Annotated in this window: 25 protein-coding genes; 3 read left to right on the forward strand and 22 right to left on the reverse strand. The window is 42.1% G+C overall.

Going from position 1 to position 19,699, the window contains the following annotated elements:
- Positions 1 to 33 precede the first annotated feature (33 nt).
- The 20 genes from L1765_RS07115 to L1765_RS07215 all read right to left on the reverse strand — a co-directional run bounded on the left by L1765_RS07115 (position 34) and on the right by L1765_RS07215 (position 15,638).
- Positions 34 to 495, reverse strand: coding sequence for a hypothetical protein (locus tag L1765_RS07115; RefSeq protein WP_236405974.1), 462 nt, complete (start codon positions 493 to 495; stop codon positions 34 to 36).
- A 37-nt stretch (positions 496 to 532) separates the two neighbouring features.
- The gene (locus L1765_RS07120; protein ID WP_236405975.1) at positions 533 to 1,135 is read right to left on the reverse strand and encodes a PP2C family serine/threonine-protein phosphatase; all 603 of its coding nucleotides are present in this window, start codon (positions 1,133 to 1,135) and stop codon (positions 533 to 535) included.
- A gap of 7 nt (positions 1,136 to 1,142) precedes the next feature.
- Positions 1,143 to 1,919, reverse strand: a complete 777-nt coding sequence (gene sigB, locus L1765_RS07125; RefSeq protein ID WP_236405976.1) for an RNA polymerase sigma factor SigB — start codon at positions 1,917 to 1,919, stop codon at positions 1,143 to 1,145.
- Positions 1,885 to 2,367 carry an anti-sigma B factor RsbW gene (gene rsbW / locus L1765_RS07130; protein ID WP_236405977.1) on the reverse strand — a complete coding sequence of 161 codons (483 nt, stop codon included), beginning with the start codon at positions 2,365 to 2,367 and terminating at the stop codon, positions 1,885 to 1,887. Before rsbW ends, sigB begins: the two co-directional genes overlap by 35 nt.
- Positions 2,360 to 2,695, reverse strand: a complete 336-nt coding sequence (locus L1765_RS07135; RefSeq protein WP_236405978.1) for an STAS domain-containing protein — start codon at positions 2,693 to 2,695, stop codon at positions 2,360 to 2,362. The genes rsbW and L1765_RS07135 overlap by 8 nt, the downstream gene beginning before the upstream one ends.
- A gap of 53 nt (positions 2,696 to 2,748) precedes the next feature.
- Positions 2,749 to 3,753, reverse strand: a complete 1,005-nt coding sequence (locus L1765_RS07140) for a PP2C family protein-serine/threonine phosphatase (protein ID WP_236405979.1) — start codon at positions 3,751 to 3,753, stop codon at positions 2,749 to 2,751.
- Between the two features lie 10 nt (positions 3,754 to 3,763).
- Positions 3,764 to 4,165 (reverse strand): anti-sigma regulatory factor, encoded by a 402-nt coding sequence (locus tag L1765_RS07145; protein WP_236405981.1) that lies wholly within the window; start codon positions 4,163 to 4,165, stop codon positions 3,764 to 3,766.
- A 3-nt stretch (positions 4,166 to 4,168) separates the two neighbouring features.
- Positions 4,169 to 4,534 (reverse strand): STAS domain-containing protein, encoded by a 366-nt coding sequence (locus L1765_RS07150; protein ID WP_236405983.1) that lies wholly within the window; start codon positions 4,532 to 4,534, stop codon positions 4,169 to 4,171.
- Positions 4,535 to 5,365, reverse strand: a complete 831-nt coding sequence (locus tag L1765_RS16110) for an STAS domain-containing protein (protein ID WP_329609997.1) — start codon at positions 5,363 to 5,365, stop codon at positions 4,535 to 4,537.
- A gap of 166 nt (positions 5,366 to 5,531) precedes the next feature.
- Positions 5,532 to 5,882: a type II toxin-antitoxin system PemK/MazF family toxin gene (locus tag L1765_RS07165; RefSeq protein ID WP_236405984.1), complete on the reverse strand. Its 351-nt coding sequence runs from the start codon at positions 5,880 to 5,882 to the stop codon at positions 5,532 to 5,534.
- A gap of 3 nt (positions 5,883 to 5,885) precedes the next feature.
- Positions 5,886 to 6,137, reverse strand: coding sequence for a CopG family ribbon-helix-helix protein (locus L1765_RS07170; protein WP_236405986.1), 252 nt, complete (start codon positions 6,135 to 6,137; stop codon positions 5,886 to 5,888).
- Positions 6,138 to 6,493: 356 nt separating this feature from the next.
- On the reverse strand, positions 6,494 to 7,621 hold the full coding sequence (gene alr / locus L1765_RS07175; protein WP_236405987.1) for an alanine racemase: 1,128 nt from the start codon (positions 7,619 to 7,621) through the stop codon (positions 6,494 to 6,496).
- Between the two features lie 109 nt (positions 7,622 to 7,730).
- On the reverse strand, positions 7,731 to 8,159 hold the full coding sequence (locus L1765_RS07180; RefSeq protein WP_236405988.1) for a hypothetical protein: 429 nt from the start codon (positions 8,157 to 8,159) through the stop codon (positions 7,731 to 7,733).
- A 233-nt stretch (positions 8,160 to 8,392) separates the two neighbouring features.
- The gene (locus tag L1765_RS07185; RefSeq protein ID WP_236405989.1) at positions 8,393 to 9,436 is read right to left on the reverse strand and encodes an outer membrane lipoprotein-sorting protein; all 1,044 of its coding nucleotides are present in this window, start codon (positions 9,434 to 9,436) and stop codon (positions 8,393 to 8,395) included.
- Between the two features lie 34 nt (positions 9,437 to 9,470).
- Complete coding sequence (locus tag L1765_RS07190; protein ID WP_236405990.1) at positions 9,471 to 11,024, reverse strand: NAD(P)H-hydrate dehydratase; 1,554 nt, start codon at positions 11,022 to 11,024, stop codon at positions 9,471 to 9,473.
- An 83-nt stretch (positions 11,025 to 11,107) separates the two neighbouring features.
- A complete protein-coding gene (gene acpS, locus L1765_RS07195; RefSeq protein WP_236405991.1) occupies positions 11,108 to 11,488 on the reverse strand; it encodes a holo-ACP synthase in 381 nt (126 codons plus the stop codon).
- 56 nt (positions 11,489 to 11,544) lie between these two features.
- Positions 11,545 to 12,654 carry an ABC transporter permease gene (locus L1765_RS07200; protein ID WP_236405992.1) on the reverse strand — a complete coding sequence of 370 codons (1,110 nt, stop codon included), beginning with the start codon at positions 12,652 to 12,654 and terminating at the stop codon, positions 11,545 to 11,547.
- The gene (locus L1765_RS07205; protein WP_329609998.1) at positions 12,655 to 13,551 is read right to left on the reverse strand and encodes an ABC transporter ATP-binding protein; all 897 of its coding nucleotides are present in this window, start codon (positions 13,549 to 13,551) and stop codon (positions 12,655 to 12,657) included.
- Between the two features lie 184 nt (positions 13,552 to 13,735).
- Positions 13,736 to 13,891: a gamma-type small acid-soluble spore protein gene (locus tag L1765_RS07210; RefSeq protein ID WP_236405993.1), complete on the reverse strand. Its 156-nt coding sequence runs from the start codon at positions 13,889 to 13,891 to the stop codon at positions 13,736 to 13,738.
- A gap of 136 nt (positions 13,892 to 14,027) precedes the next feature.
- Positions 14,028 to 15,638: a gamma-glutamyltransferase family protein gene (locus L1765_RS07215; RefSeq protein WP_236405994.1), complete on the reverse strand. Its 1,611-nt coding sequence runs from the start codon at positions 15,636 to 15,638 to the stop codon at positions 14,028 to 14,030.
- Between the two features lie 200 nt (positions 15,639 to 15,838).
- Between L1765_RS07215 and L1765_RS07220 the strand changes: the two genes are divergently transcribed.
- From L1765_RS07220 to L1765_RS07230, 3 genes are all read left to right on the forward strand, one after another.
- Positions 15,839 to 16,039 carry a CDGSH iron-sulfur domain-containing protein gene (locus tag L1765_RS07220; protein WP_236405995.1) on the forward strand — a complete coding sequence of 67 codons (201 nt, stop codon included), beginning with the start codon at positions 15,839 to 15,841 and terminating at the stop codon, positions 16,037 to 16,039.
- Between the two features lie 199 nt (positions 16,040 to 16,238).
- Positions 16,239 to 17,324, forward strand: coding sequence for a type III polyketide synthase (locus L1765_RS07225; RefSeq protein WP_236405998.1), 1,086 nt, complete (start codon positions 16,239 to 16,241; stop codon positions 17,322 to 17,324).
- 18 nt (positions 17,325 to 17,342) lie between these two features.
- Positions 17,343 to 17,882, forward strand: coding sequence for an isoprenylcysteine carboxyl methyltransferase family protein (locus tag L1765_RS07230; RefSeq protein WP_236406035.1), 540 nt, complete (start codon positions 17,343 to 17,345; stop codon positions 17,880 to 17,882).
- 42 nt (positions 17,883 to 17,924) lie between these two features.
- On the opposite strand, the gene L1765_RS07235 is transcribed toward L1765_RS07230, so the two are convergent.
- Together L1765_RS07235 and L1765_RS07240 are read right to left on the reverse strand one after the other, a co-directional pair.
- Entirely contained in the window at positions 17,925 to 19,367 is a 1,443-nt protein-coding gene (locus L1765_RS07235; RefSeq protein WP_236405999.1) for an FMN-binding glutamate synthase family protein, read from the reverse strand.
- A 9-nt stretch (positions 19,368 to 19,376) separates the two neighbouring features.
- Positions 19,377 to 19,643: a hypothetical protein gene (locus L1765_RS07240; RefSeq protein ID WP_236406001.1), complete on the reverse strand. Its 267-nt coding sequence runs from the start codon at positions 19,641 to 19,643 to the stop codon at positions 19,377 to 19,379.
- Between the last annotated feature and the right edge of the window lie 56 nt (positions 19,644 to 19,699).

Below are 19,699 nucleotides of genomic sequence, written 5' to 3' on the forward strand. Positions count from 1 at the left end.
ATATCATAGAAAAGTACTGCCCTTTGACAGTACTTATTGATGTTTCTTCTTTACAATCCGCTTTGTTTTTCCCGGTGAGACAGAACCCCCACAATGGGGACATTTTAGCTTGGTGACGTCATAATCCAAGTCATCTATATAAAAATAAAAATCACATCCCACACAATTCAAACGTAAAATCCGATCAATGACAATTGTTGCCGCTGGGCCTTCCTGTTCCGTATCAATGACCTCTACATGCATATTATGATATGAATCATCCTCAGAAATCATCTTTCCTTCTATCTCGTCTTCCGTACGCCAACCATGTCCAAGTATGTGATGCTCCAACTCACTCAAGGATGCATTAGACAACATGGAAACAGCAATTTTCATCAGTTGATCCGGTGTAAGGGAATCAAAGTCAATTTCTTTATTTTCCTCCTCCCAGTGGCTTCTCAACTGATTTTCAGTAAAAATATACTGCACCATCTTGTTAATCGCTACATTCCTCATTCCATGCACTCCTTTTTTAATGATTCAGTTTATTTTATCATATTGTGTATCGGGCAACAATGAGAGTCAGATCATCCTTTTCATTTATATTTTTGATCAGTTCATAAATGAGTTCGGATACAGAATGTAAACAGCAGACCAGTTCTTTCCAACGGCTGGGCAAAACAAATCCATCAGAATACATCAATAAAGTATCTCCCCTCTCAAAGGTAAAAACATCTTCCCGTCCCATAACAGGGAGACCTGCCAAAAAACCGGGTGAAGGAATGCCATGCATGCACTGCGCATCATTTTTCAATATGATCAGTTGAACATTTCCAATTCCGCAAAAAGAGAGTTCCTCTTTCTGAGGGTCAATGCTGACCATGCTTAAAACCGCCCCCCTGGTCCCCTTAAGCTTCTCATTACAGTGGCCCAAGATATCTTTCGGCTTACCATCCCAATGCTTCCTTAAATGGGAAATCGTCAATACCGATGCTTTCCTGGCCATTTCCCCGCTTCCCAAACCATCAGCAATGGCAATCACGGTTCTTTCATTATATTCTCCTGCCAAAAAACTATCTCCACAACAGGGTCTCCCGTTTTTAGCCCTTTGGTAAATGCCAATTTGCAAATCTCTTAAGTTTTTCTCAATAATCATAGGGGCTTCACTCCGATGATTTCACTTTAATAGCTGATTTTAATTTTTCCAAAGCTCTTCTCTGTAAACGTGATACATGCATCTGAGATATCCCCAGTCGATCACCGGCCTGCTTTTGACTTAAATTCTCAAAAAAAGTAAGATAAATAATCTCCTTTTCCCGTTGGGTTAAAACCTTAAAAGCTTTTGACAGCAACAACTGCTTATCAACGATTTCATATCCCTCTTCTTTTTGACCAATTAAATCCAAAAGGGTGATCGTCCCGCCCTCACCATCCGCTTCAATAGCACTATCAACAGATAGAGCTTGATAACTTTTTCCCATCTCCATCGCTTCCAATACCACTTCTTCAGACAGGTTTAAATAAGAAGCAATCTCCTCTATACGCGGGGAATGTCCTAACTCTGTGGTTAAATCCTCCACTGCCCTTTTAATCTTGGGCCCTAACTCTTTAATCCTTCTTGGAACGTGAACACTCCATGTTTTATCTCGGATATGCCTTTTGATTTCTCCAATGATGGTAGGAATGGCAAAGCTCTCAAAATTTTTCCCTAAAGAAGGGTCAAATCTATCAATTGCCGAAAGGAGACCAATCATCCCTACTTGATATAGGTCCTCTTTTAATTCTTTTCCTGAGGCGAATCGAAAGGCAATGTTATCCACCAAATCAGAATAATAGGTGACAATCCTGGTTTTTATTTCTTGGCTGGGGTGGCGATGGTAATTCTCAAGCAGCTGATGCAGTTCATTACCGCCTGGGACTGGTTGCGAATGAACAGACATCACCTTCCACCTCATCCCTCCTGAGATACTTTCTCATTAAGACGATCACCCCGGTATCATGGAAAATTTCCACTTCATCCATAAGGGTCTGTATCAGAAATAGTCCCAGACCGCCTTCTTTCAGCTGATCAATAGCTGTATCCGGGGATATGGGCCCCACCAATCCTTTCACTTTCTCATAATCAAAGCTTTTTCCATGATCAATTACAGTGATTTCCAACTTCAGTTGATCTATGGCACACCCAACAATAATGGTTCCCCGTTCTGTTTCATAAGCATGACTGACTGCATTGGTGCAGGCTTCTGCAACAGCAATTTTTATATCTTCAATATCATCGTAGGAAAACCCCATTCTACTCGCTATACCAGAAATCATTAACCGAACAACCGCAATATATTCTGGCAATGCAGGAATTTTTAACTCTACAAAATCTGACGACTTACCCATTACCTTGCTCTCCCTCATCTTTAATTTCCATAACCTCCGTTAAACCGGTGATAGAGAAAAGCCGCTTCAGCCTGGCATTTAAGTTGATTAATTGGAATCGAATCCCATGTTGTTTAGTATGCTTTAACGCACCAATTAGGACTCCCAAGCCTGTACTATCCATATAGTGAACATCTCCGAAGTCTAAAATGACGTGTGTTGCTTTCTCCTGATAACAGGATTCCAGGCCTTCTTTTAATTGTGTTGAAGTAAAAGCATCTATTTCCCCTGACATATAAAGGGTAATCCGATGATCATCCTTTACCTTTTTTAATGTTAGCTGCACCATTAGCTCCACCCTCCACTTTCCGTACTTATTCCCCTTCTGACATGTGGTCAAACTTACACTGATCGTCCCATAACGATCAGTGTAAAATCATCCCTTAATTTATAGTCTGACAAATGAATCAATCTTCGGTAAATATTTTCAGCCATTTTTTGCATAGATGAATCCAATTCTTCCTTGAATATTGCGGCAAGTTGACTTCTCTCCAGATAATCCCCGTTCCATTTTATGTCAAGAACTCCGTCAGTCATCAATAAAATCTTATCCCCAGGATGAAGCTGCAAAGCAAACTCTGGATATTCCGTTTTCGGATCAACTCCGAGAACAAGCCCTTTGGTTTTCATGTCATAAAAAGAATCATCTTTCTGACAATAATAAAATCCCGGCTCATGTCCAGCTGATGCATAATGAAAGATGTACTGTTCCATATCGTAAACGCCATAAATCATCGTAATGAACATCCCAGGGTCCACGTTTTTGACGACCAATTCATTAAGCCTTTTTAATAATGCCCTTGGTTGAAATTGTCTTTCTTTCAGCCCATCAATCGCATATTTAATCATCGACATACTGAGTGCTGCAGGAACCCCTTTTCCTACAATATCAGCAACGGCAACTCCCAAATGACGAGACCCATGATAAAGAAATTGGTAGAAATCACCGCTCATTTTCTGGGCAGGCTTGCTAATGACTCCAATATCCAATCCCGGGATCACAGGAACCTCTTTTGGCAGAAGGGTCCTTTGCATTTGGGCGGCCCATTCGATTTGCATATTTAATTGCTGCTGATTATTTCGCAAACTTTGATGCTCCCGGTATGCCATTCCATATCCAACCATGACTTCAATAAGAAACGAAAAGGAATCAGATACCTTTTGAGGCAATTCCTCTTCAAAGGACTTCATGGCTTCCAAGTGCATGTGAATGATTTCTTCAGGGGTGATTTGTTCATCCATCATCCATCTGCTTAGCTTTTGTCCCATATAAAGGTGATTTTCTTTTTTTCCATGAAGATAAGACAGAAGCAAGTCCCTATATTGATCCATTAATGACCACGCCATTTTTCTCCCCCTAACTTCGCCATTTCGTCACGGAAATTTTAGTTCCTTTTCCCCGTTCAGAATGAACAGAAATGGTATCCATTAAACGCTTTACACCGGGGAGTCCGGCACCTAATCCTCCTGATGTGGAGAACCCATCCTCCATTGCCCTTTGAATATCATCTATTCCTGGCCCATTATCCACTGCATCAATCGTTAATCCTTGTCTACCATCCTCAGCAATCTGATAAATACAAATGGTTCCTTTTCCCGCATAAAGATAAATGTTCCTGGCTAGCTCTGAAATCGTCGCCGCAATCCGAGCTTGATCCACCTCGCCAAATCCCATTTTTTTCGCTAAATCTCGCCCGATTTTCCGAGCAGAGACGATATCCATTTCCGATTCAATTTGGACACAAGATGTCATTTCCATAGATTATTCCTCCACGGATTGCTTTAACTTCGCTAATCCCTGTTCCAAATTGAGTGCAGTTTTTATGTTATTCAAAGTAATTCCCAGTTCAACCAGGGTGATGGCAACGGGGGGTTGAATTCCGGTAAGTACGACATCAGAACCCATGAGCTTAGCCATGCTGACGATATCACTTAACACTCGGGCAATATAGCTGTCTATGCATTTGACGGATGTCAAATCAATGACCACTCCCTTTGCTTCCGTCCGATGGATTTCCTTTAACAAATCTTCTTGGAATCTTAATGCCGAATCATCATCCAATTCAATTTGAATGGAAGCCAATAAATAATCCTTCATCCTTAGAATGGGCATACTCTTTTTTTCCATCTACTCTCGCCCCCTATCCACAATACTTTTTCCCGTCATTTGAAGGGCTAAAGTAATTCCGTTCCTCAAAGAGCTACAGGTCATAAATTGCTGCAAGTTAATGCCTGAATGAATGATTGTCTGGGCAATTTCCGGCCGAATTCCCACCAAAATGGTCATGGATCCTATCAAACGGGCAGCCTCTGCCGCCCTAATAATATGATGAGCCACCATCGCGTCCACCATGGGTACTCCTGTTATATCAATTAACACCACTTTGGTTTCATGTCGTATAATCCCATTCAGAAGATTTTCCATAATTTGCCTAGCTCGTTCTGTATCAATAGATCCAATTAATGGGAGAACACTGATTCCTTCAAAAACCGGGATCACCGGAGCAGATAATTCCCTTAAGGCAATCTGCTGTTGTTTTACGGTATGTTCCCATGAACCAATATATTCTTTCATCAGAAGATGGGTTATAGTCCCCACCCAATCATCCACTTCATTAAACGTTTTTAGGGTAAGAGAACAAGAATTATCATCTCCTTCATCAATGAGGCGGATAAATACTTTTTTGAATAAATGCAGCCCTTGTGTCAGGTAAATAATGGGCCAGCCAAGAATAATCTTTTTCTTCGCAAAATCTTTAATCAATATATTTCTCTCTTCTCCACTTGTTGAGAGGGCCTTAATGATTAAACGAACAAATTCTTCATTACTGTTGCCAAAGTCCTCATCGGATGTGTTTTGAAGCTGTAGTTCTCCCCGATGGATGGTCATCTGTTTATTCCACTCTGAAATAATTTGTTCGGTATTTTTTTTCACTAAGGATATCAGTTGAGTCTCCATCCATAATCCCTCCAGATCACAAATCTGAAATCAGACTTCCTCCAATCGTTCCTCTTCTATAATTTCTCTATTTTCTTTCTAATCTCCTGTCTATATTACAACAAAATCGTGATCACGATTTTGTTGTAAATAAAAAAAGCCCTTACTTCTTTGTAAGGACGTCCGGTCAAAAATCAATAAGCCCCAGGCTGATTTGTAGGGCTTCATTCACTCTCATCATGATTTCATCATCAAGATGTGTAATTTTGTCAGTCAACCTCTGTTTATCAATGGTTCGAATCTGTTCAAGCAAAACAACAGAATCCCGATCAAAACCATGGGCCTTCGCGTCGATTTCTACATGCGTGGGCAGTTTTGCCTTTTGAATCTGAGCTGTTATCGCTGCGACGATGACCGTGGGACTAAATCGGTTACCGATATCATTTTGGATCACTAATACTGGTCGTACTCCACCCTGCTCAGAACCAACTACAGGTGAAAGGTCCGCAAAGTATACATCGCCACGCTTAACTATCAAGTGTTACACCCCACTAACCAAGCGGGTTAACGTGCTCTCAGCCTCTTCCTCTGCCTGAAAAGCTTCAGATGCGATGTTTAGATTAATATTTGCCATCTCCATATAACCCTTTTGCATTGTTTCACGGATAAATTTTTTCTTTCTTTCCCGCAAATACATCTTCATCGCCTGTCGAATGAGTTCACTTCGATTTGATTTTTCCTTAGCTGCTAAACCATCAACCTCTTGAAGTAAGTTTTGCGGTAAGCTAATCATAATGCGTTTCGTGTTAATGTTTGACACCTACATTGACACCTCCAACACTTCTCCATGCCACCAATCACAGAGTAAAAGAAACCAATGATTCTAATAACATTATGTCGGTTTATTTTTCAAATTATACTTTTTTAGCAGATAAGAAAGTATAACTTCACTGATACACATCACTGATACCATATTATTCGCCATTTTTAGCGAAATTCCTCCATTTCAGTCGAAGGAAAAAGTTAGCAATGTCAAAAATGCAGTTCTTTTTTACCTCTGTTGATTCTACCATGTCACTGGGACTCCTGCAACCATCATATATATCTTTTTCATGAAAAATACACCATCCTACCGGTTTACTGATCCTGTCAATAAGAATGGGTATAAATGCGAGGGACTCTTCCCGTAATGACACAGGGAATCTCATAATTTATGGTCCCTATCATCTCCGCCAATGTATCTAATGACAACAATTTATCCTTTTGATAACCAAAAAGAACCACTTCATCCCCAACCTTGACATGAGGAATATGGGTGACATTGACCATCATTTGATCCATGCATACTCTGCCCACAATGGGAGCCTCTATTCCATCAATCAGCACTTTCCCACGATTGGAAAAAAGCCTTGAATAACCGTCTCCATAACCAACCGGAATAGTGGCAATTTTTTCTATACCCTTGCTCTGATAAGTGGCTCCATAACTGATTGGAGTTCCCTTTTCCACTTCCTTGATATGAACTACTCTACTCTTTAAGGTCATTGCTTGCTTAAGGTGAAAGTTCAAACCTTTCATTACCGGGGACGGATATAAACCATACATGCTAATTCCTAGCCGTATCCCATCATGACTCCATTCGGGAAAAGCCATTGCAGCCGCACTATTTGAGCAGTGAATGATTTTAGGAGTGATTCCTTCTTCCTTAGTCCATTCAATAAATTGTCGAAACCGCTCATATTGCTGATAAGAGTAACTCTTGTCCTCTTCATCAGCACAAGCAAAATGAGTAAATAATCCTTCCAACTGCAAATAGGGTGATTGTTTGATATCTTGGAGGAGAGATAGTAATTCCCTCTTATTTGTCACACCGATTCTTCCCATCCCTGTATCCACTTTTAAATGAACAGGAATGATCTTTCCCCGTTTCTCCCCTTCTTCTGATGCCTGTTTTAACACATCCCTGTCGAAAGCGCAAGCAGACAAGGAAAACTCAGCTACTTCTCCCATTCCTTCCGGAGGAGTATATCCGAGTATTAAGAGGGGAACCGATGGAAACGTTTTTCTTAATTCTTTTGCTTCTTCCAATGTAGCAACCGCCAACCACGATGCCCCACTTTGCAAAGCGGTCTTCGCTACTTCAGCGGCTCCATGCCCATAACCATTTGCCTTTACCACAGCCATAATATTTGCTTCTTTAGGGATATGCTTGCGAAAAAGGGTAATATTGTGAGATATCGCAGACAAATTGATTTCTGCCCAGGTTCTCATCTGCATCCTTCCACTTCCCATCTTATCTTCAAAGTAAGTATAGCGGTGGAACTAAACATCCATGACTCGAAGGGTCACAAATTGATATGAAAAGTATTTTCATACTGATGTTATATTATTTTTTCCTGCGATTTCTCTTTTCAATTTCCTTCGTCAGTTGAGAAATAAATTGATCGGATACCATAAGGGGCGTCTTTTTCCCATCTATAAGAAAGAAATGTCGTAAATCATAGCTTGTATCTACCTTGGATAAAGGGATTCTCATCTTCTTATTTCTGGTTTCAATAATTAGTTCTTTCCTCGTTAGGGTATATACCGGTTTCAGCCAATAGCGGTAAAAAAATGGTGCAAGCCCTACGACCAAAGCGGCAGCTACAAACGCACCAATCTTATATGTTGTAGAATCACTGTTTAGAATGAGTCCAAGGGCAAGTAAAGCAAAGATAAAAAATAAGGTCTCACCCATCTTCATTCTCCAGCTCTTTCTAAGCAATAATGCTTTATAGGATGACTCCTCCCTGATGATGATCTCATCATTTTTCAAATGAATCACCTGCTTTTATCAATATACATATATCTAAAATCTTAGACATCCCTTTATTTTTTGTCAAACATGGAAATAGACATGATCCCTCAAACTGACTCCATCTTTCAGTTACCCAGATGTTTTTAGGACTCCGTACTTTAGTCTTAGTGTCACTTCGCCATCGGACAAAGGAACATTAAAAAAATAAAGGACAGGCGTCTCCTGTCCATTTCACTTTATGATTTACCGGACTATTTACCCGTTTGCCCAAACACGGATTTGGCGATACTCACCATCTCCACTTCAGGAAGGTCTCCTGATAGCAAATAATCTACTCCATCATAGGTCCAGGTGAGTGACGGTTTCCCGTTTAGTGACATCACTCCAATGACCGGCCCTAAATCCACAGGTGTTCCGTATGGCAAACTGACCGATATAGATTTTGGTCTTTCTTCAACCAAGGAGTAATTATAAACCCCTTTAAATTTCAAAACAACGGATGGTTCCCCGTCTATCGTCACTTCTTTTTGCTCTACTAAATCCACCCCGTCCGGTGTATAAGAGGGAATAATCACTCCAAAACTGCCCTTTGGTTTTTCCTGGGCCATGGCAGGAACAGAGCGAAGTAATCCACTGGTCATATTTCTTTCGTTGTCAAACGAATCCTTCTCAAAATCAGAAGTGAATTGAAAATCATTAAACTCTAAACCTACCAAAACATTACCATCCGCATCCATAATTTCTACTTTTGCGGGAGTTAGTCCGTCTTCATTCAACCAAATTTTCTGTTTGACCAAATTCCTATTTTGATAGTTTGCATTTACCTCGAAGGAATATACGTTACCTTCGGGTAAAAACTTTCTTTCTCCGTCATCAAAAATACTTTTTACCAGAGATTGATATAAATAAACCTGACCTTGATTGTCCGGCCAGTCACTTTGAAAACGGAAACTTTTGTTCAGATGCGGAGTTAATACAAAAACCCCATCTTCATTTTTTAAAATAATTTGGGTAATTTCCCGTTCCTTGTTATTTAAAGCAATTCGGTAAAAATCTGGTTCCTTATACCAGATTTCCACATCATATTGTTGTGGTGTATTCCCGGTATTGATGGATAACAAGGCATTTGCTTTGTATCCGTCTAATTCATCCATTTTTTTCTCCAAAGATTTAAGTATATCGGCTTCATCCTTTGTTCCACAACCTGCCAACAGGAGTGTAAAAACCAACAACAGTATAAAAACGAAGCTAAGTCGTTTCAACGAATCATCATCCCCTTCGTCTGATTTCGACAAAGGAGGGACCCATGTCAATTTCCTGGGAAATGTGTCAGCCCTGCCGTCCTTTTAAGGACAATTTTTGCATTGCTCGACCGATTTGTTGAATAAGGTCAGAAGCTACTGGCGAATATAAGGACTCGCGGCTGCTTAGCTCTCCGGCAATTCCATGAATATATGCAGCACATAACAATCCTTTTTCTACATCAGCAGATTGTGCAATCAAACCGGCAATCATACCTGTCAAAACATCTCCGGAACCACCTTTTGCCATCGATGAGTTTCCCGTATGATTTAAAAAAATTCTCTTGTCCGGAGTGGTAATCAGGGTACGATGTCCTTTTAGTAAGACATATACTCCAAATTTTTCGGAAAAATCCAGGGAAACTTCCCGTCTGTTCTCTTCTACATCCGTGACCGTGCATCCAAGCAAACGGGACATTTCACCGGGATGAGGGGTGAGAATCACAGGTCCCTGCTTCTTTCTAAGGATCGAAGGGTTTCTGGCAAGAATATTGATTCCGTCAGCATCCAAAATAAGAGGAATCTCGCAGGTTGACAGAATTCTCTCCAACCATTCCTCCGCTCCGTCCCACACCCCGATTCCAGGCCCTAGGGCCACACACCGATAACGGGACAATCGCTCCCTTAAAACCTGTGAGCTTTGCGGAGAAAAATGATCTCCTGTGGATTCCCAGTCCCATAGAACCGGTTCCATGATCTTCGTGCCAATCACATCCAGCATAATTCGCGGAACAGCCAAGGTAACCATCCCTACACCTGTGCGTAAAGCTCCTTGGGCAGCCAATACAGGGGCTCCGACCATCTGCCTGCTGCCTGAAATGATGCAGACATGGCCATAGGTTCCTTTATGGGAATCCCTTTTTCTTGGAGGGATATAGGAAGAAATCAACTCGTCCTCCAACAGCACCCCTGCACTTGCTGACCATTGTTTAGAAACCATGGGGGGAATGGAGATGTCGGCAACAATTAACTGTCCGGTATGCATAATTCCCCTGCCCAGAAAATGCCCCCACTTTGGATAAGCAAAAGTGACGGTTTTATCAGCATAAACTGCTTCTCCCTTTACGCTTCCTGTATCGCTGTCCAGGCCGCTGGGAATATCCGCTGAAATGACAGTCCCTTTTCTGTTCCGGTTGACATAGGATATGACCCCCCTGACAGGCTCCCGTAATTCCCCTTTTATTCCAATTCCCAGCAAGGCGTCCACAACCACTTCTGCCCTTGCAAGGTGCTCCTGGAACAATGCCCAATCCGACTCCATCCGATAAACAGGATATCCAGCCCTTTTCAAGGCTTCATAATGAAGCTTTGTTTCTGGACTCATTTTATCCGCAGATCCCACAAGCCACGTGAATACCGGATGTCCATGGTTTGACAAATGCCTTGCAGCAACAAAACCATCTCCCCCATTATTACCATGGCCTGACAAGACAAGAATCGTTCCCCTGTGGTTAAGGTTTTTTTCCACCTCATTCGCCACTGCCACTCCGGCATTTTCCATGAGAATCTCCGCCGGAATCCCAACCTTTTCAATGGTGAATCGGTCCATTTCACGCATTTGCTGCGCAGTCACCAACAACACATTTTTCCCTCCTAACCGCGTTATATATGTATGTCCTTACCTGTCCATTTATGCTGACTAGGTGCATTCCGATTGATAAAAGTTCACGAGTCTTCTAAAATGACCTGGGCAATGGCATATTGCTTGCCATGGGAAATGGAAAGATGAATTTTCATCCGGCTGGTAAAGGACAGCTTTTGTATCATTTCCTGGCTTAACCACAAATAAGGCTTGCCCGAATCATCGGGGATAATTTCAATATCCTTCCATGAACATCTCCTACCGATTCCCGTCCCTGCCGCCTTGCTGAAGGCTTCTTTTGCCGCAAATCTTCCGGAAATATACTCAATCCGCCGCAGGCCGTTACTGGGGAATAAGGCGATTTCCCTTGGAGTGAAAATCCGATAGATAAACCGTCCCTGATTTTCTATTATTTTTTTGATCCGACTGATTTCCACCAAATCAATACCGATTCCAATAATCATCTGATCATTCTCCTATTCATGTTCAGGTATATTGGGAGACCTCCCGCCAAGTCTTTTTATTGCCATCGAAATGTTTTGCTTGAAATAATAAAGCTTCCAATCAGCCACAACAGAAGGACCAATAGATCAGTCCACACATCCTGAATTAAAGCTCCCTCATTCATCACCCTTCTCATGCCCTCTGTTAAATAGGTAATCGGGATGATCTTAATAATGGGAGTAAGAAAGGCTGGCAAATCTTGAATCGGAAAAAATACCCCTCCGAGAAAAAGCATCGGAAATGAGATAAATCCTGCAATGGGGTTTGCACTTTCCGGTGATTTAGCCAAGCTGGCAATCATAAATCCGATGGCCATAAACGCCGCTGTTCCAACCAGGATAAATAGAATTAGTATCATCCACGAACCATAAACATGGGTTCCGTAAACAAAAAATCCAATAAGCAAAACAATGAAAGCTTGTACGCCATTCAACAACAGACGAGCCGATAATTGGCTTCCAATAAAAACCCAACTAGGCAAAGGAGTAACTCGAAATCGGCGGAGGATTCCCCTTTCCCTCCACGAAGCAATGGTTCCTGCCACTCCGTTTAAGTTGGTATTCATAATCATCAAAGCCAAAATTCCGGGAATTAAAAAATCAATATATGATAGCGGAAGAATGTCTATCTGCTCTTTTTCCACAGTTAGAAGGGGGGTATACCCCAACCACTCTTTATTTAATTGGTCGACCGTTCCTTCAACGATTGCGATTAGCATTTGGGTAAGCGTCATATTGGAAGAAGTATATCTTAACTTGATAGGATGATTTGCCTTGGTTCCCTTGCCTTTTAAATCTTCATCAATTTGATTCCCCATCCCCCTTTGAAAGAGGATATAAAAGGAGATTTCTCCTTGCTGTAGTTGGCTGCTCGCTTCTTTCTCATCCGTCAGCGGAATCAAGGTGATTCCTGGATTTTCTGCTAAACGGGTGATGACCTGCTTTGAATATTTCGACTGATCAAAATCAATCACTCCTCCTGTTACGGTAATTCCTCCCCTTTGGCCAACAAAGGAACCAAAGAGAAACATCATAAATAAGGGAAATAGCAGGGTCCAAAAAATAACCTGCCTATTTCTCATAAATAACCTGAGTTGGGCCAACGTTAATTGTACATATGATTTCATTTAATCCCTCAACCTTCTTCCCGTTAACTGGAGGAATACATCTTCCAAAGTAACAGAATGGGATTGAAGGTCATGGATGATTACCCCCTGGTCAATGATATGAAACAAATTCTTCAGGGTTTGATGGATGTCCCTGGAGAACAGAATGACTTCATCCCCATTCTTTTGAACCAATTCTACTTGATCTAAATACCAGTTTTGGCTTTCCAGATCAGTTTTAGGAGTACGAAAATGAATTGTTCCTGAAAACCCGATCCTCTTCTTTAGATTACCAGGGGTATCAAGGGCGATTATTCGGCCTTGATCCATAATGGCAATCCGATCACAAAGATGATCAGCTTCTTCCATATAATGGGTGGATAACAGGATAGTTTTCCCCTGCTCCCTCAGCTTTTGGATAATATCCCACAACCCTCTCCTGGCCTGAGGATCTAAGCCGGTTGTCGGCTCATCTAAAAAAATAACTTTAGGCTGATTTACCAGCGCAGTGGCGATGGCCAGCCGCTGCTTTTGTCCACCAGATAATTCCTTAACCAGATTTTCTTTTTTTTCTTCTAAAATGAGTTCCTTCAGCAGCTGATCTACCGGCTCTCGTTTCTGGTAAAAGCTAGCAAATAGCGAGAGGATCTCTTTAACCTTCAAAAGTTCGAATAACGAAGTGGATTGAAGCTGAACGCCAATGATTTCCTTTATTTTGGCGCTATCCCTCCAGAAATCCAATCCATCAATGAAAATCTGCCCTTTATCCGGTTTCCTCAGACCCTCCATCATTTCCATTGTCGTGGTTTTTCCGGCTCCATTAGGCCCCAATAATCCAAAGATCTCCCCTTCGAAAACCGAGAATGAAATGTCATTCACCACGGGAGTTGATCCGTAAATCTTGGTTAATTGTTCCACTCTTATCAACAGGAGGACCTCCTCATCATGCGAAACGGTAACCATATTGTACCATATAATCATTAGAAAAACTTGGCTTATCGCCAAGTCCTTAATAGCGAAAACCAATGTATAAAGAAAAGGGATTGGTTTATCCAATCCCTGTCAAGCATTTAAATCATTCACGTGCTTTCTTTATCGCTTGTTACTTCTTTTTTGCTGCAGATTTTTGATTTTGCTGGCGCACTTTTTGCGCATCAGTATCAGAAGCAAATTCTACATCACTGTTTCCTGCAGCAGATGCTTGATTTTGAGCACGAACCTTGTTTACATTGGTTCCGGCCATGGTTTCTTTCGGCATATCGATCACCTCCCAGGGTTAGTTTTGGCATTTTGATTAAAAGTTATCCATTTTGCCAAAATAACTGGGAAAATTTCCTACCGGAGTCTGTTCAAATTCGACAGCAATTTTTTCCGGATTTTTTGGACTTCCTCTATTACCATGCTGCTACTGTTCCATCTGCCCTCGGTTCAGTGGCTCCAGCAAGCACCCCTGACTTCTGGTCTCTCCAGATGATCTGTCCCCGTCCAAAGCTCCCTGAATCCGCTGCCACCTGAATCTGATGTCCTCTTCTGCCTAAAGCTTCAACGATATGTGGCGGAAAAGAAGGCTCCACTTCCACTATTTTCCCATCTAACCACTGCCATCTGGGGGCATCCAGAGCCGCTTGGGGATTTAAATGAAAATCAATGGTGTTCATGATGACTTGAAGATGACCCTGGGGTTGCATAAATGCACCCATTACACCAAACGGCCCAACGGCCTCATTTTCTTTGGTTAAAAAGCCAGGAATAATGGTATGGTATGTCCTCTTCCCAGGCTCCAACCGATTATCATGGGAAGAGTCTAGGGAAAAATTATGTCCCCTGTTTTGCAAACTTATCCCTGTTCCCGGCACCACTAATCCAGAGCCAAATCCCATGTAATTGCTTTGAATATAAGAGACCATGTTTCCATCTTGATCCGCCGTGGCCAGATATACCGTTCCTCCCTTTGCCGGTGAGCCTGCTTCCGGCATGATCGCCTGATCCTGAATCAGGTTTCTCCTTTCTTCTGCAAAACCGTCGGATAATAAATCTTCAACTGATACCTTCATTTTATCGGGATCAGTAATGTATTTTTTCCCATCGGCAAAAGCAAGCTTAAGAGCTTCAATCTGTTTATGAATGGTATCTAGGGAATCTCTCTCAGCAAATTGAAACCCCTTGAGGATGTTTAAGGCCATCAGGGCCACCAATCCTTGTCCATTGGGAGGGATTTCCCAAACATCATAACCACGGTAATGGATTCCGATAGGGTTTACCCATTGAGGTGAATACTCAGCCAAATCCTCAATGGTTAAAAAACCCCCATATTTCTGAGAAAATTGATGAATTTTTCCAGCCAATTCTCCCTGATAAAAGGAGACTCCTTTTGTCTCGGCAATGGATTGCAATGTCCTCGCATGATCTACCGAACGCCAAACTTCTCCAATTTCAGGAGCCCTGTTATTTGGTGCAAAGGTTTCAAACCAATACTTAAATTCTTCGCCTTTTAATTCTTTATAAATCCGGTATGCTCTATTCCAAAATTTCCCTAGTACCGGAGATACGGGATATCCGTTTTCCGCATATTCAATGGCTGGCTTTAACACTTCCGTCAAAGGAAGCTTGCCAAATCGATCGGACAGGGCTGCCCATGCAGCCGGTGCTCCAGGCACCGTAACAGGAATCCAACCGTATTTGGGAATTTCCTTATACCCTGCTTTATGTACGGCCTCAATGGATATGCTTTTGGGTGCCGGACCGCTGGAGTTTAAACCATGCAGCTTGCCATCGATCCAAACCAAAGCAAAAGCATCTCCCCCTATGCCATTTGATGTAGGCTCCATAACAGTTAAGCATGCTGCCGTTGCAATCGCTGCATCGACGGCATTTCCACCCCTTTTCAGCATATCTAATCCTGCCTGGGCAGCCAATGGCTGTGAGGTTGCCACCATTCCCTTTTGTGCAAATACCGTCATTCTGCGAGAAGAATACGGATAATATAACGGATCGAAATTGAACATGCCTTCACCCCTTTTTTGAATGATATATTCGAGTTCTAATATACCATGATTATACGCCAACCCATTTCTGACAGGTAGTCACATTTCATTTTTGCTTGACAAATATATCCTGGTTGATTTAATATAACTAATAAAGTTACTGATTTTTCGTAACTATCAAACAAAAAATAAAGTCGATGGACCAAAAGGGGGGGAATTATATGTCTGATGTGGTTATTAAAAAACTGGATGATGGCCCGTTTCTTGTGACTGGCCCAGTTCGGTTGGAAGATGGGAAGGGTAATGCTTATGATGTGAATGAGCAATTTGCGATTTGCCGTTGCGGTGCATCCAAAAACAAGCCCTTCTGTGATGGATCTCACAAACAAGTGGGATTTAAAGATGATTCAACTGCAAAATAATTAAATTACAAACATCATCGATGAAAATTTGCCTCGGAAATGTCCGAGGCTTTTTTCATCGTATGTTATCTCTTCCCATCCACATAAACCTTAGATTTATACGCCGTTCTTCATCGATAAAAGGGGGGCGACCGAATAAAAATTCTCATGTTAACAAATCCTAAAACTGGATTAAATCATCTAGCTGGGAGGTCACGTCGTGTCAACTATTTCATCCGTAGGAGTGGCTGTTCCTCCTTACCGCATTTCACAGGATTTGGCCAAACAATTGGTAAAAAAATTATTTAATCACTCATTCCGGGATATTGATCGATTGTTAACGGTATTTGAAAATTCCCAGATTGAAACCAGATACTTTAGCGTCCCTCCGAAATGGTTTGAACAGGACCATGATCAGGAAGAGAAAAATCGTCTATATATAGAAACTGCAGAACGATTAGGGATGGAAGCCATTAACAAATGTTTAGACCCTATAAATCTCCATCCTTCGGAGATTGACTATTTTATTTTTGTTTCAACCACTGGTTTTGCCACTCCCAGCATGGATGCCAGATTGATCAATCTCCTGAACATGAAGCCCCAAATCAAACGAACACCGATATGGGGATTAGGCTGTGCAGGAGGCGCCGTTGGACTGACCCGGGCCTATGAATACGCCCGAGCCTTTCCCGACAGCATCGTGTTGGTACTTGCGATAGAGTTATGCGGACTTACCTTCCTTCAAAATGATCATTCCAAAAGCAATTTGATCGGAACCAGCCTTTTTGCCGATGGAGCCGCAGCTGTCCTAGTTATGGGACATGAAGCCCTGCACCAGAGGAAAACCAATCTGGCGGAAATACATTCTCCAATGCCGCAAGTCGTGGATACCATGAGTACCACGTGGAAGGATTCTCTGGATGTGATGGGATGGGATATTACCAATTCAGGGTTAAAGGTCATCTTTTCCAGGGACATCCCATCCATTGTCAACAAGTGGATGAAGTCCAATGTCCTTCAATTTCTAGACAGATTTCAGCTTAGCATGGACGATATTCGGCATTTCATTACTCATCCCGGGGGGATGAAGGTGATTGCTGCCTATGAAGAATCATTGGGAATCCCCTCTCAAAAGTTGTCATCCGCCAAACAGGTATTAAAAGATTATGGAAATATGTCATCCCCCACTGTTCTTTTTGTTCTCCAACAGGTGTTAGAATCTCCTGTGCATAAAGGAGATTACGGTTTAATTGCAGCTTTGGGTCCGGGATTTAGTTCAGAATTGCTTCTTGTACAGTGGAACTGACAGGGAGATGAACGATTGATGACATTTTTTCTTATCATGATGGGAATTGTCACACTTCAAAGAATTGCAGAAATAAAAATAGCCAACCAGAACAAGGAAATGATGTTCTCAAAAGGCGGATTTGAAGTGGGAAAAGAACATTATAAATATATTGTGTGGCTACATATCTTTTTTTTCGCTGCAATGATCGGAGAAGCCGTATGGTTTGGAGTCTACCCCCCGGTTTGGTGGACTTTGCCATTGGTCATTTTCATACTTGCCCAGGGACTTCGTTACTGGTGTATACGCTCCCTTGGCCCCTTTTGGAATACCCGGATTATTGTTCTGCCAGGCTCTCAGCCGATATGCAGCGGACCTTACCGTTTTTTCCGTCATCCCAATTATTTGGTGGTCTCCATAGAATTGTTTACCCTTCCCCTAATTTTTGGCCTATATATTCCCGCTTTATTATTTCCCATACTGAATGGTTTGCTGTTAACCATGGTTCGCATCCCCATAGAGGAAAAAGCCCTAAACGAAGTATCAGAAAAAATACCCTCATCCACTAAGGTAAATTGAGGGTATCATTGCTCTTATCAATGGTTTTGATTTCACCCACTCTTAATGGATTGGGTTCTCCAGTTGAGATGAGTAAACCGCAGGATCGACCATATCGGGTGGGTAAACCACGGGAAGGCGGGAAAAATCTTTGAAATATTCCTGCTGTTCCTCATGGGAGACAAATCCAAGATCCACTCCGATTGCCCGGGAGAGAAAAGGGTCCAATGTACATAAGTCCAATCTGGAAACATCGGCAACACTTGTTTTCCCAAGGGAATAACAAATCAGTTCCATTTCACGGACCGCTGCATTCAAAAAGTTAAATACATTGGTAGCACCTCGGTCAATATCCAGTCTCTCAGTCATCTTGGCGTTATATACCACCAAATCGGTTGGAGGTTCAAATGGAGCGGCTTTTGCCATCTGATCCCCCACCAGTGCCATAATAGCAGCCGTTCCAATGTATACGGCATTTGCGCCAAGGGCTATTGCCTTCAAATACTCGCCAGGTGTAACCAATCCTCCCGTTGCAATGAGGCTCACATCCTGATCGATTCCTTTTTTCGCCAGAAACTTGGACGCACGGGATACAGCAAAAAGAGTGGGAAGTCCCAGATCATCTTCCAAACTTGGAGCCGCTGCATGGGTTCCTCCCTCCGCACCATCCACGGTGATAAAATCAACGCCTGCTTCAATGGCGATTTGCAATTCATGTTCTAAGTGATGGGTGGCGGCAATTTTTAATCCAACGGGAACCTCGGTTTCATCTTTTAATTTTCGAACTAGAGTCATAAATTGCTCTTTGGTATCTATCCCCGGCAAACGAGAATGAATGAGGGCATCTCCTCCTTCAGGAATACCGAAAACTTCTCTATATTCAGGACCTATATTTTTGGTAGAAGTCCTTTGGGGGCTTGAACCCTGTGCCCCTTGTCCCAGTTGGATTTCAATAGCATCCAAACGAGCATATTTTTCCTTCGTATTTAACCATCCACCCCGATTATATTGACCAATGAACAAAGCGGCAGCATCCCTTTCCTCTCCCATAAGCCCAGCCTCCCCGCTATTGGTGGCTGTCCCAATCTTAGAAGCAGCTTTGGCAAGAGCTATCTTGGCATTTTTGCTGAGCGCTCCCCCAAAGGACATTCCCGCGATCATGATGGGAATAGAAATGGTTAATGGTTTTCTTGCTCTAGGGCCAATGGTAACAGCTGTGGTTATGCTGACATTTTCCGGTGTCGGAAAAAAGTACAGGTGAACGGGATTAAACAGAAGTTTATCCCATGGTGAAAATCTAATATGGCTCCCTAAAGGTCGTGTTGGCGGCTGACCTTGACTTGACCGCATGACAATTTCCATGAGGTTGACTAGACCCACTTTTTGTGTGACAGGGACCAACTCAAATAAATTTTCCGTATATTGATCCCTGGCTATGCGTTCTATCGCTTTATCTACCGCTTCATTGACGATGCTTCGGGCAAAATTGCTTAAAAATTTAAACATGATGTTCACCTACTGAAGCGTCTGGCCATCATTTTTTTGCAGCTCGTCTACCTTTTGCGCCATCGTTAAACACATTTGCTTCACTTGTCCCAATTGTCTGGCCGCATTCTGCTCTTCATTGGCCATTTGATTCAACCGGTCATCCCCCATATTCAACAAATCCCTGTAATGCCGATTTTCAATGGTTGAAAGGGTTCCGGCAATGGTTTGAATCCGATTCAGCTCAGAGTAAATATAGGTTAAGGTATTTTTTAAATCCTCCATTTGATCTGCCATAGATCATTCCGCCTTTCCTTTTCATGTATTTTGGATCTGATGTCATCTGATAGTTT

The sequence above is a fragment of the Microaerobacter geothermalis genome (genome assembly GCF_021608135.1).
GTDB lineage: Bacteria > Bacillota > Bacilli > DSM-22679 > DSM-22679 > Microaerobacter > Microaerobacter geothermalis.